The following is an 11,884-nucleotide window of genomic DNA, read 5'->3' as shown; positions in this document are numbered from 1 at the left end:
CTTATCCACAAGTTCAATATTGACATTTAGAAAAAGCAAGATCTCACCCTAGCAAAAAAATAAACACATGAAATTTAAAGGTTTTTATTTTTTACCCACAAGTAAGATCATAGCAAAAAACTCTCCCGATCTCACCCCAAAATTAAGATCAAATTTAGTTTTCCAGAGCTTTTCCTATTCTTACTAAATGCTATAATGCCGCCCATCGGATCAGATCTATGCAGATCGATTTCGTATTGATCCTACTTTATGTAGATCGTCTATGTTTGCTCGATAGCTTTGCCAAGTTTTGTCTATATAAAGGATAGAGAAACCTCTCACTGTGGATTATTTAGCCACAGAGAACAGATTTTGATTGACTTTAGACGCGCTCAGCTTTAATATCTCGCGCTCGCAATGGCACCTGTGCCAGGATCGCGACCTGCATAGGATGTTTTAACTTTTAACCGATCGGATGGAATTGTTATGAAAAGAACTTTTCAACCTAGCGTACTTAAGCGCAAGCGCACTCACGGTTTCCGTGCTCGCATGGCGACTAAGAACGGTCGTAAAGTATTAGCACGTCGTCGTGCTAAAGGCCGTAAAGTACTTTCTGCTTAATATTTAGTGGAAGACTTTAGCTTTAGCAGGGAGTTACGTCTGTTAACTCCCTCGCATTACTCCCGCATATTTCAAGAGCCAGCTCGCGCTGCTACGCCTTATTTTACTCTACTTGCAAAACCAAATGATGTTGGTCATCCAAGACTCGGTTTAACTGTAGCAAAAAAACGCTGCAAAAAAGCATGTCAACGAAACCGTATCAAACGACTTGCCAGAGAAAGCTTTCGATTAAATCGTCATAAACTTGATAATATCGATATTGTGTTGATGGTCAAAACCGGTGTTGACGAGCAATCTAATGAAGAGCTAACTAAACAGCTCACTAAGATGTGGCGCAAAATAAATGAACGTTGTAAGCCAGGTGCTCCTAAACCACCTTTTAAGCCAAAGCCTCAACACAAGCGTTCAAAAAATCCTCAAGCTAACGCGAAAAAGCAATAATCTGCTTTAGCCTTTCCTTTTTACGGCGCATTTACCCTTGCTAGCATAGTAATTTTACGCCAATTAAGGTAAGGTTAGCTCACCTTTTAATCAGCTATATCAATGGAAAAATAGTCTGTTTTTGCTCACTTGGGTTGAAGCAGTAAATTGAGGAAATTGATATCTACAAAGCCATGAATTCAACTTCAGGGCGTAGCAAGATCAGAGATCAGTTCAAAGCAGTTTGTTCGCTTCCCAAGCACCTGCTTATATTGCTGATCCGCGGTTATCAACAATGGATTAGCCCCCTACTCGGGCCTCATTGTCGCTTTAACCCGACCTGTTCTAGTTATGCAATTCAAGCAATTAATTTACATGGAATTGCAAAAGGGAGTTGGTTAGCGGTTAAACGCATATTAAAATGTCACCCTTTGAGCGCAGGTGGAGATGATCCTGTACCTGTGAAGTCGACTAAAGTTAAACAACACGAGAAATAAGAGCTGTTATGGAATCGCAACGCACGTTTTTATTTATCGGTTTGTTGCTGGTTTCGTTCCTACTGTTCCAAGAGTGGACACAAGAACAAAACCAACCACAAGCTGATACCAGTGCCGTCACACAACAAGTGGCGAACTCAACCCCAACAGAAGAGCAAGCTGATGTACCAGCATCAAGCCAATCCGATGTCCCAGTTGTAGCAACTCAGGCAACACGTTCTGTCATTAGTATCACTACCGATGTACTTTCGGTAAAAATTGATACTAAAGGCGGTGATATCGTTGAAGCTAACTTACTACAACACGCAGAAACCCATGGCAGCGACACGCCTTTCATGTTACTTGGTGAATTTGAAGGCAAACAGTATGTTTCACAGAGTGGTTTAATTGGTTTAAACGGCCCTGACGCAAACAAAGCTGGTCGCCCAGTCTATGAGTCTGCACAACAGCAATATGAGCTTAATGGCGATACATTACGTGTACCACTGACTTTTACTGATGAGAAAGGCGTACAGTACACAAAAACTTACGTATTTAAAGCAGGTAAATATGACGTTGACTTAGAATACCAAGTTAACAACACCAACTCATCACCTGTTCAAGTACAACTATACACCCAAATCAAACGTACACGCCAAGATAAAGGCAGCATGGTTGATCAGACCTACTTAGGCGCAGCCTATGGTACCGCTGAAGAGCCTTATGAGAAATACAGCTTCTCTGATATGGCAGATGCGAACCTGAATAAAAATACCCAAGGCGGCTACGTTGCTTTCCTACAGCACTACTTCGTCAGTGCATGGGTGCCAGATCAGCAAACCAATAATACAATTTATACCGCGCTTAGAAATGGCAATGGTATTGTTGGTATGAAGAGCGAGCCAACCAATGTTCAAGCAAACAGCACGGCAACTATCCATGCGGTGTACTACATGGGCCCTAAAGACACAGAAGCGCTTGAAGCAATTCAAGAAGACCTTGATCTCACAGTAGACTACGGCTGGTTATGGTTTATTTCACAACCATTACTGACTCTGCTTAAGTTCCTTTACGGTATTTTAGGTAACTGGGGTCTGGCGATTATTGCTATCACTTTGATTGTGAAAACAGCGTTATACCCACTAACTAAAGCGCAATACACCTCAATGGCTAAAATGCGCATGCTACAGCCTAAGATGCAGGCACTAAAAGAGCGTTATGGCGATGACCGCCAGAAGTTCGGCCAAGCAATGATGGAAATGTACCGTAAGGAAAAAGTGAACCCAATGGGTGGCTGTTTCCCACTGTTACTACAAATGCCAATCTTCCTAGCCTTGTTCTACGTATTCCTTGAATCAACAGAACTACGTCATGCTGAGTTTATGTTGTGGCTAACGGATCTATCATCAATGGACCCGTACTACGTACTACCTGTGCTATTTGGCGCAAGTATGTTCCTAACACAAAAACTACAGCCAATGACGGTTACAGACCCAATGCAACAAAAGATGATGACTTACATGCCAGTCGTGTTCTCAATCTTCTTTATTTGGTTCCCATCAGGTCTGGTACTTTACTGGTTGGTTTCAAACCTTATCTCTATCGCTCAGATGCTTATCATCTACCGTGGTATGGAGAAAAAAGGCATGAAAGTACGCGGTTAATACCGACGCATTATAGTAAAAAGCGGCTCTCCTTTGAGCCGTTTTTTTATGCATTTTAAACAAGCACTTGATAAAATTTGATAGCGATTTTATGACGATTTGATAGGTCAAATCTGGGCTATCCGTCATGCTCTTTTGCAGTTAAAAAATGCAAAGAGAAGACGATGCTTGAATCTACGTTACTACAGGCACTCTCCAGTGCCGAAACTGATTGGTGGTTAGTGCCTATTGCACTCTTAGTCGGTGTACTCACCAGCTTTACGCCCTGCGTATATCCCATACTTCCCATAACTGTTGCGACTCTTAGCCAACAACGCCATATTCGCCTTGCCCCAATCTGGTATGCACTCGGCTTTGCAGCGGTGTACGCCGCGCTTGGATTTATTGCAGCATTAACCGGTAGCTTCTTTGGCCAGGTAGCAACAAACCCTTGGGTGCTGCTTATTTTTGCCAATCTATTACTCTACTTTGCTGCGGTATCAAAAGGCTTAATCTCGCTGCCACGCTTGCCAAATGCGATTGCAACAGGCTCGCCAGCACCTCTTCTAATGGGCATGGCCAGCGCTCTTGTTGCGGCTCCCTGTACGTCTCCAATTCTAGGTGGCTTATTGCTCTTCGTTGCTAATGCCCAGCAACCTCTATTAGGAGGCGCGCTGCTGTTTAGTTTTGCGCTCGGTATGAGCACCTTATTACTGCTAGCAGGGCTAAGCACACGCTTTTTGCATACATTACCAAGATCTGGAGCTTGGCTAAATCACATCACTACAGCAACCGCACTTATCTTAGTCGCAATGGCGCAATATTTTCTTATTCAAGCTGGCAAAAGTTGGCTATAAAACGCAAAGGAACCATCATGAAAAAAATCGTATTTTATTCACTCTTTATGTTATTCAGCACAATGTCTGCAGCAAAGGACTATCCCGTACTTACCGCCAATACGCTTGCAAACAATACCGTAACCAGTCAAGGCAAAGTCACTTACTTGAAGTTTTGGGCAACGTGGTGCTCCTACTGTGTAGAAGAAATGCCACTGCTTGAGCAAAGCTTTCAGCAAGCCAATAACCACTATCAGGTTATCGCCGTCAATATCGGCTTCAATCAGTCAAAAAAAGGCGTGCAAGCTTACCTTGATAAACATGATTACCAATTTCCAACGGTATTTGATGGTAATGGCAAGATAACTCAGCAGTTTCAAGTGTTAGGCACGCCACAACATATCCTCATTGATGAAAACGGCAAAGAAATCTATCGCAGTGCATTGTTTACAGATGAGCTGCAACAACATCTGAGCACACTCCAAGGAGCAAACTAATGTCATCAATTAAAGCCCTACTTATGTTCGCCGCAGTGTGTTTCAGCGTGTTTGCGCACGCTAACACGCAAGAGTATGTGTTTATTAATATTTGGGATGAGTATGTACAGCCCACGACTCTACCAACGCCACTAGCACCAAGGAGATTGCTACAGCCCGATATTAATATTGATGAGGCAAGCTTAGCGCAGTTTAAAACGGCCTACCCAAGCTATGCTGAGTTAGCCATTGATAAGCAAAACCAGTTGCTGCAACGCTTTGCAATAAGGCAAACACCTGTTCGTGTTATCGTTAAAGACGACAAAGTTATCAAACGAGAGTTGTTGACGACTAACAGTGCACCAAACACAGAGAAAGAAACACGGATCCCATTGCAAACACTCACAGGTACGCCATTTTCGATAGCGACGATAAACAGCCAATACAGAGTGTTATTTTTCAGCGATAGTTTGTGTCCGTTTCAACATATTCCTGCCTGTGAAATGAGAATAAAGCAAAACAATCAACTCGCTGACTCGAGTGCGTATCCGGTCGTTACTGTGATTAAGCCCTTTTATGTGGAAGAACAAAGTGCTCGAGACTACCAACAACGCTTTGAGGTCAAACACGATATTGTGTTCGATCACCACAACGAAGTATTTAGCCAGTTTGAGATTAGAGAGCTACCTTACTGGGTGGTACAAGACAAACATGGTGAAGTCGTTTATCGCGGTAATCAGCCCCCCAACATAGACTAGAGCCTAATTTATCGTCCATTTACTCTGACAATAGACGCTGTAAGGGGCATCGATAAGTTCAGCTATAAAATGCTTATCGATGCTGCTTTGCTGGCGTATTTGCAGCAACTGTTGCTGTAATAATTGGCTGTTTTCGAGTCCGGCCAATTTATCTGAAAAGCGCTTTTGCAGCGCTTCTTCATTTAACATATCAGCCGCAACAACACCGTAAAGCAACAAAAGATGTGAATTGGTATGTTGATGTGCAGTAATGATCTCAAGCGCTTGTTGAGGCTCGTTTCTCAAAAGATGGATATACATTTGCGTATAGAGCGCATAGGTCTCAACTTCTTGTAGCTGTAACGTTTGATAGTCTTGCATTGCTTCAACCGTCAACGGCTCTGCTAATTCGAGCTTGCCCGCTTTGATCCAGGTCCAACCCAGTAACAATTTAACGTTGGCACGCGTCACCGAAGAAATATAATCGCTTTCTAACAGCACTTGATATTGCGTAATTGCACTTTGCATTGCATCCGTATCACCCGTTTGCAATGCGATATCCATATGCGCCATGCCAATCAGTAATTGCTGTTGTTCATAACTTGGAATAAAACGCGGCTCACCGTTAATCTCATTTAAGTAACGTAGCGCCTTTTCTCCCTGATGTAGCTGAATATAGTAGAACCCTAGGTAAGTGAGTATTTGCTTTTCTAAATAGTGATAACCATTTTTCTGAGCTAAAGCGAGGGCTTTTAATAAACTAGGCTCACTTTCAACCACTGGCACTAAGTAATTTTGACCATAAGCAAACAAAGCTTTTATTAAATTCATGGTCTGCTCTGTTTGCTCATAATAGGCAATGGCTTGCGCGAGTACAGGTTTACTCTTCTCTAAGTTCAGTAACGTTTTTTCAGCGGGACCAGCCGCTGGTGGATTGGCAAGATAGAAACTCCGCTGTGCTTCGCTATAGGCAAACGATCGACTGCCTATCAAAACATGCGCTGAACTCATCGCTTGCTGGTATTCATCCCAACGTTGTAACACCCAAAAAGTATCTGCTTTGAGTTGATATGCCATCGCAATCAACTCAACTTGCTGGCTTTGCTCAGCAGCATCGAGGGCAAGCTGAGCTTGCTGCAACGCTTGCTGATGTAAGCCTTGTGCCTTGAAAAACTCTCCGTAATAGAGGTGGTAGCGAGCACGAGTCGCGATTGAAGCTGAACTTAGTGAAACCTGTTCGAATCGATGGGTGGCAGAATCAATATCACCGAGCTGCCAACAAATTTGCGCAAGCTCCAACTGACTTTCTAGATGTTCCGGCATTTGTGCCACAGCCGCCTCAAAATATGCCTTTGCCAGTTGAGGTCCCTGTTCATTTAATGCTTGTACACCGCGGTAATAGTCATTCATTGCTAGATTTAAGGGTGATTTTTTGGCGGTTTTAGTGTCAACACCTAGCGCTAACTGCGCAATAACCTCTGTTGCAATCGCTTCAAAGCTCTCATCTAACTGTTCAACAATTATTTCGCTTTGCTTATCTCCATAAGTAACGCTGAGTATAAAACGCTGTTGTATCGGCTTGAGTGAAAGCGTGAGCTGATTAATCGTACTATTCTCTGCAAGCTCAGGATATTGGCTTCGCGGTACTAATTGATAATGAGACTGTAAATGTTGTCTCAATGCTGCTTCAAGCGCATAACCCCACCACGCATTGGCTTGCACACCCGTCTCATTCACCATAGGCACAATGATTAACGAGTCTTGCTCAGCTTGTACACGAGTGACAACGGGTGCTGAACTATAAACGAGGTAAACACTCGCCGCGACTCCACTTAACGCAACAGCGCCAACGACAAGCATCGCCTTCATTGTTGTAGTGAGTTTGAATGTGCTAAATGTGCGGCTCTCAATAGGACAAATCCACTGATAACCTTGCTGTGGTATGGTTTTAATAAAGGTGGGTTGCTGGGCGTTATCTTTGAGGGCTTGTCTTAGCTCAGTGATACTTTGTGTTAGTGCAGCTTCTCTAAATTCACCGTGTTGCCACAATGTGCTGAGCAATGTTTCACGTGTAACAATTTGATTTGGATGAGCTAAAAAATAAGCCAACAGCTGCGCAACTCTCGGCCTCAGTGGCACTTGCTCAGCATCACGATATAAACACGAGACATTTGGATCGAAGCGGTATTGAAGAAAGTGCAGCACAGCGTTAGTTTCCCTTATACAACCTTTGCTAATAAGAACAGTAAAAACTGTGACCATAATTATACCTGACAAAAGCGCATAACCGTATCATTAAGGTCATCAACCACCCAAAACACTATGAGCAGGCTTAGATATTACCCACCAGCTATACCTGAGATATATCAATTGCTGTACAATTATGGCTATTAACCAGACAGTCTAAAGAGTCATCATGATCGCACAAGACACCATAGCAGCACAGGCTACCGCACCGGGTCGCGGTGGCGTTGGTATTATTCGAGTTTCAGGGTGTAAAGCCCGAGCAGTTGCCGAGCAAATCTTAGGTAAATGCCCAAAAACTCGCTATGCCGAATACCTGCCATTCAATACCCTAGCAGGTGAACAACTAGACCAAGGTATTGCATTGTTCTTCCAAGGGCCGAACTCATTCACCGGTGAAGATGTCCTTGAGTTACAAGGCCACGGTGGCCCCGTGGTACTTGATATGCTGTTAAAGGAAATCAGCAAAATTGAGCAAGTACGCTTGGCAAAGCCTGGTGAGTTCTCAGAACGTGCTTTTATGAACGACAAGCTAGACTTAACGCAAGCAGAAGCTATCGCAGACTTGATCAACGCCACCAGCGAGCAAGCTGCAAAAAGCGCGCTACATTCACTACAAGGTGACTTTTCTAAACATATCAATACGTTGGTTGAGAAAGTAATTCATCTGCGCATGTACGTAGAAGCCGCAATAGATTTCCCCGATGAAGAAATCGACTTTCTTTCCGATGGTAAAGTATCGGGTGACCTAGAAGCCATTATTCAGCAACTCGCGGAAGTGCGTAAACAAGCCAAACAAGGCAGCATCATGCGTGAAGGCATGCGCGTGGTGATTGCTGGCCGCCCTAATGCCGGAAAATCTTCACTACTCAATGCCTTAGCAGGCCGTGAAGCCGCGATTGTTACAGACATCGCAGGTACCACACGAGACGTACTACGTGAACATATTCATATTGATGGCATGCCACTTCATATTATCGACACCGCAGGACTTCGTGATAGTCCAGACAAAGTAGAACAGATAGGCATAGAGCGTGCTTGGGAAGAGATCCGCGGCGCCGATCACGTACTATTTATGGTGGATGGCACCGAAACCCACGAAACCGATCCTGCGAAGATCTGGCCTGATTTTATCGAGCAATTACCACAAGGCATGGAAATTACCGTGATCCGCAATAAAGTCGATTTAAGCGGTGAAGCCGTTGGCGCAACAACGAGTGATGGCCATACCCTTATCCGTCTAAGTGCTAAAGATATTCAAGGCATTGATTTATTGAGAGAACACCTAAAAGCCTGTATTGGATTTACTGGTGCAACTGAAGGTGGCTTTATGGCTCGCCGTCGTCACTTAGATGCTCTAGAGCGCGCTGCTGAGCACCTAGAAATAGGTCAAACTCAGCTAGAAATGCATATTGCCGGTGAAATTTTGGCAGAAGAGCTGCGCCTTACCCAGCAATACCTCAATGAGATCACCGGTGAATTCACCTCCGACGACTTGCTGGGCAAAATCTTTAGCTCGTTTTGTATTGGTAAATAATTAAAGAAAACAACATCCAAACAAAGGAAAGAAAGATTAAAATAACTAATATTATCAATAAATTAGTTTTATTTTTTACTTTCCTTCTTTTCTTTTAACTGCTAAATATTCTCCACGATGTGCCCACCAATGGGCGTTACTTGGCCCACTAGTGGGCCAGTTGGAGACTGCATGAAAATTACCATAGAAAAAAAGTCGCCTGACGCTCAAGGTCGTCAGGCACTAATGTTAACTAGAAATTTTGGCTCGGTTATCGACGAATCAGGCAAGCGCAAGAAAAAACGTAGACGACAAAGTCTTGATCTATTTGTTTATCAAAACCCAAAAGATAAAAATCAGAGAGAGCACAACAAAAGTGTGAACTCTTTAGCCGAAAACATTAGAGCGAAAGCTCTTGTTGACTACGCAAACAATAAGCATTGTTTCGAAGATTTAGAGAAGCAAAAGGCAAGTTTCTTCGAATTTATGGAAGGCATTATTGTTGAAAAATACAAAACAGATAGTGCTTCAAATTACTCAATTTGGGTATCTTCCTTAATACACCTTAGACGCTTTCATCCATTGCCAGAGCTAAATTTTGAAGATATAGATGCCGAACTATTAAACGGTTTTAAACAATATTTACAATCCTCTGCAAAAACAAAATCAGACACCCTGTTATCAAGCAATACGGCAAGTAGTTACTTTAATAAGATTAGAGCCGCTCTAAACCTAGCCTATCAGCAAGGGATAATCAGACGAAACCCAGTGCAAGAAGTGAAGAGTATTAAAATCATCCAAAATAAGCGCAACTACCTTACTGATGAAGAACTCAAACGCCTGGTAAACGCAGAGTGCAGATATGATGTGTTAAAAAGAGCTTTTATATTTAGCTGCCTGACTGGAATTCGTTGGAGCGATATTCAAAAATTCACCTGGGTTGATTTGTGTAAACTGGATGATGGCTACAGAATAGTATTTAATCATAAAAAGACTAAGCACCTTCAATATCTAGACTTACCTTCTGAGGCTGTAGCATTACTTGGCAGCAAAAAGGAGGAAAATGAACGTATATTCAAAGGACTTAAGTACTCCTCGTACGTAAATGTAGCCCTTTCTCAGTGGATGATCAGAGAAGAAGCTGATGGATTTTACCAATATGTAACCTCTTGGTTCGATAGCAAAGAGGAAGAAGAGTCATATCTAGATCGCCAAGACGCCATTATCAAAAAAGTATTCTTCGCTGCCAAGGATATTTCAGAATATAAAGCTGCGGATGATTATGGCCTTGATAAAGGTGATACAAACTTAGTGGATTATCTCTCTCGCTTGGTAGGGACAATAGGTGTGGGACTAAATGTTATACCCAATACAATTGGGAACAGCATGATTCAACTAATGGCTCCTATGGTGAAACCTCTTATCATTTTGGTGATATTAACTGCGTATATGCCTGCTATGTTACTTGGTTCATTTAAAATTAAACACGTAGTTACTTTCCTTTCGGTTATTGCTTCCATCATGTTCTGGCCATTTTTATGGGAGCTAGGCCGCATTATTGATGACACGATCCTTGATGCAACAGGTGGCGCTATTTTCGGTAATATGGGTATTAACCAGGCAATGCTTTCTCAGTACCTTGCAAGCTTTTTCTTTTTATATGGCCCTATGCTATTTACTGCGGCTATGGGATGGGTCGGAATGGCAGGAAGCGAAATGGCATCTGCTAAACAACGAGTTAGTGCTTCAGCTGGTAGTAGCGGGCAAAAAGGAATCAGTAGCGCTAAAAAAGGCGGAAAATGGGCTTCGGGAAAAGCCAAACAAGCAGCTTCGAAAGGGGCTGTTAGTTAGGAGGAAAAGTGCAAAATTATTTTAGTAAAGTAGTATTTATAGTTGCTGCTACAACCGAAAAAATACTCTCTATCGGTAACTCCAATGAAGGTGATAAGCATCAGAATTTCTCTGATGGGCTTGGCCTTTATAATGTCTCAGGTAAAGTCATGAGCAAAGAAGAAATCGAGGCTGAAGAGTATGAAACAGGGCTATATGATGATTATTAAAGAGTCGTATGATGAATATTTTTTATGAAACAGCAGGTCTGGAAGCAGGAGCTATATCTACTTTCTTAACCTGGTTATTAACCACATCTGTCATTGTGTTCGCTGTAACAGCTATGATTGGCATGTACAGCGAAGCAATCCGAGATCGTATGGAATGGATAGATATCATCATTAAAGTAACAATATTAACAGCTCTAGTGACGGGTATAGACATTTTGGTCTAATACTTGTCAACGCCCTAGAGTCACACTCCACTTCCTGGTCAGAAAAATAATAGATATTTGATGACCGGAGGTTAAAAAGAAACCATATTGTAATAACCAAAATTGATTGCAATAAGACACCCGGGGCACAGCTGCAGCAAAATAAAATGCAATCATTACACGTTCATTTCCCTGGTGATGATTACTCAGTTTGCTATCAACTAATGCACATATTAGGAACTTGTTAATTTCGATTAATCATCCCACTTACTACCCGTTTGGTCGTAATGGTTCCCATCAATACTTCTAGAATATGTTGTACCGTTATAATCTTCCCAATCTCCATCATGAAATGGATCGGAATCAGGGTTATCCAACCAATCTATCTGCTTAGTGTTGTTTTTGTCTTCCTGCCCAGAGGAGGAAAGTAAAAATAACAATACGTTCAGAAGACCAAGAAACAACAATTTCAAATACTTCACATTAATTCCCTTATAAAACTCTTAAATACGAACCGCACAAACGCTTTAAGTATGTGCAACTTTTTACCCTCCCACAACTATTTCGATTAAACAAAAGTTTAGTAGATGATTGCATAAGCTAATCAGCTTGCCGGCAGTTTTTCTCAAAACTGCAATCACACTCCCCGGCTTTAGCTTTTCTCGATGCCTGC

Annotated in this window: 13 protein-coding genes; 11 read left to right on the top strand and 2 right to left on the bottom strand. The window is 42.4% G+C overall.

The window, feature by feature from the left end:
• Window positions 1-465 precede the first annotated feature (465 nt).
• From rpmH to CTT31_RS18080, 7 genes are all read left to right on the top strand, one after another.
• Entirely contained in the window at window positions 466-600 is a 135-nt protein-coding gene (gene rpmH / locus CTT31_RS18110; RefSeq protein ID WP_010376846.1) for a 50S ribosomal protein L34, read from the top strand.
• Between the two features lie 6 nt (window positions 601-606).
• Window positions 607-1,041 (top strand): ribonuclease P protein component, encoded by a 435-nt coding sequence (gene rnpA / locus CTT31_RS18105; RefSeq protein ID WP_010376847.1) that lies wholly within the window; start codon window positions 607-609, stop codon window positions 1,039-1,041.
• 173 nt (window positions 1,042-1,214) lie between these two features.
• Entirely contained in the window at window positions 1,215-1,517 is a 303-nt protein-coding gene (gene yidD / locus CTT31_RS18100; RefSeq protein WP_249122433.1) for a membrane protein insertion efficiency factor YidD, read from the top strand.
• Window positions 1,518-1,525: 8 nt separating this feature from the next.
• Window positions 1,526-3,160: a membrane protein insertase YidC gene (gene yidC / locus CTT31_RS18095; RefSeq protein WP_260491722.1), complete on the top strand. Its 1,635-nt coding sequence runs from the start codon at window positions 1,526-1,528 to the stop codon at window positions 3,158-3,160.
• A 164-nt stretch (window positions 3,161-3,324) separates the two neighbouring features.
• Window positions 3,325-3,996 carry a cytochrome c biogenesis protein CcdA gene (locus CTT31_RS18090; RefSeq protein ID WP_260491721.1) on the top strand — a complete coding sequence of 224 codons (672 nt, stop codon included), beginning with the start codon at window positions 3,325-3,327 and terminating at the stop codon, window positions 3,994-3,996.
• 17 nt (window positions 3,997-4,013) lie between these two features.
• Window positions 4,014-4,472, top strand: a complete 459-nt coding sequence (locus CTT31_RS18085) for a TlpA family protein disulfide reductase (RefSeq protein WP_260491720.1) — start codon at window positions 4,014-4,016, stop codon at window positions 4,470-4,472.
• The gene (locus CTT31_RS18080; protein WP_211858930.1) at window positions 4,472-5,209 is read left to right on the top strand and encodes a TlpA family protein disulfide reductase; all 738 of its coding nucleotides are present in this window, start codon (window positions 4,472-4,474) and stop codon (window positions 5,207-5,209) included. Before CTT31_RS18085 ends, CTT31_RS18080 begins: the two co-directional genes overlap by 1 nt.
• Window positions 5,210-5,212: 3 nt before the next feature.
• Here CTT31_RS18080 and CTT31_RS18075 read toward each other — a convergent pair whose 3' ends face one another.
• On the bottom strand, window positions 5,213-7,393 hold the full coding sequence (locus tag CTT31_RS18075) for a winged helix-turn-helix domain-containing protein (RefSeq protein WP_260491719.1): 2,181 nt from the start codon (window positions 7,391-7,393) through the stop codon (window positions 5,213-5,215).
• Window positions 7,394-7,604: 211 nt separating this feature from the next.
• On the opposite strand from CTT31_RS18075, the gene mnmE reads away from it, so the two are divergent.
• The 4 genes from mnmE (at window position 7,605) to CTT31_RS18055 (ending at window position 11,232) form a co-directional block, all read left to right on the top strand.
• Window positions 7,605-8,969: a tRNA uridine-5-carboxymethylaminomethyl(34) synthesis GTPase MnmE gene (mnmE, locus tag CTT31_RS18070; RefSeq protein WP_017218537.1), complete on the top strand. Its 1,365-nt coding sequence runs from the start codon at window positions 7,605-7,607 to the stop codon at window positions 8,967-8,969.
• A 171-nt stretch (window positions 8,970-9,140) separates the two neighbouring features.
• Complete coding sequence (locus CTT31_RS18065) at window positions 9,141-10,799, top strand: phage integrase SAM-like domain-containing protein (protein WP_260491718.1); 1,659 nt, start codon at window positions 9,141-9,143, stop codon at window positions 10,797-10,799.
• A gap of 8 nt (window positions 10,800-10,807) precedes the next feature.
• Window positions 10,808-11,008, top strand: a complete 201-nt coding sequence (locus tag CTT31_RS18060) for a hypothetical protein (protein WP_260491717.1) — start codon at window positions 10,808-10,810, stop codon at window positions 11,006-11,008.
• A gap of 8 nt (window positions 11,009-11,016) precedes the next feature.
• Complete coding sequence (locus CTT31_RS18055) at window positions 11,017-11,232, top strand: hypothetical protein (RefSeq protein ID WP_260491716.1); 216 nt, start codon at window positions 11,017-11,019, stop codon at window positions 11,230-11,232.
• Between the two features lie 233 nt (window positions 11,233-11,465).
• Here CTT31_RS18055 and CTT31_RS18050 read toward each other — a convergent pair whose 3' ends face one another.
• Complete coding sequence (locus tag CTT31_RS18050; protein ID WP_260491715.1) at window positions 11,466-11,693, bottom strand: hypothetical protein; 228 nt, start codon at window positions 11,691-11,693, stop codon at window positions 11,466-11,468.
• Between the last annotated feature and the right edge of the window lie 191 nt (window positions 11,694-11,884).

Origin of the sequence: Pseudoalteromonas maricaloris (assembly GCF_024746855.1) — a bacterium.
In the GTDB taxonomy this organism is placed as follows: Bacteria; Pseudomonadota; Gammaproteobacteria; order Enterobacterales; family Alteromonadaceae; genus Pseudoalteromonas; species Pseudoalteromonas maricaloris.
Note: the sequence above shows the minus strand (reverse complement) of the source record. Positions and strands in the feature narration are given on the sequence as shown.

Excerpts from the sequence above, each read along its gene's own strand:
- rpmH (WP_010376846.1), top strand. The coding sequence starts at position 466 with ATGAAAAGAACTTTTCAACCTAGCGTACTTAAGCGCAAGCGCACTCAC.
- yidD (WP_249122433.1), top strand. The coding sequence starts at position 1,215 with ATGAATTCAACTTCAGGGCGTAGCAAGATCAGAGATCAGTTCAAAGCA.
- yidC (WP_260491722.1), top strand. The coding sequence starts at position 1,526 with ATGGAATCGCAACGCACGTTTTTATTTATCGGTTTGTTGCTGGTTTCG.
- CTT31_RS18090 (WP_260491721.1), top strand. The coding sequence starts at position 3,325 with ATGCTTGAATCTACGTTACTACAGGCACTCTCCAGTGCCGAAACTGAT.
- CTT31_RS18085 (WP_260491720.1), top strand. The coding sequence starts at position 4,014 with ATGAAAAAAATCGTATTTTATTCACTCTTTATGTTATTCAGCACAATG.
- CTT31_RS18080 (WP_211858930.1), top strand. The coding sequence starts at position 4,472 with ATGTCATCAATTAAAGCCCTACTTATGTTCGCCGCAGTGTGTTTCAGC.
- mnmE (WP_017218537.1), top strand. The coding sequence starts at position 7,605 with ATGATCGCACAAGACACCATAGCAGCACAGGCTACCGCACCGGGTCGC.
- CTT31_RS18065 (WP_260491718.1), top strand. The coding sequence starts at position 9,141 with ATGAAAATTACCATAGAAAAAAAGTCGCCTGACGCTCAAGGTCGTCAG.
- CTT31_RS18055 (WP_260491716.1), top strand. The coding sequence starts at position 11,017 with ATGATGAATATTTTTTATGAAACAGCAGGTCTGGAAGCAGGAGCTATA.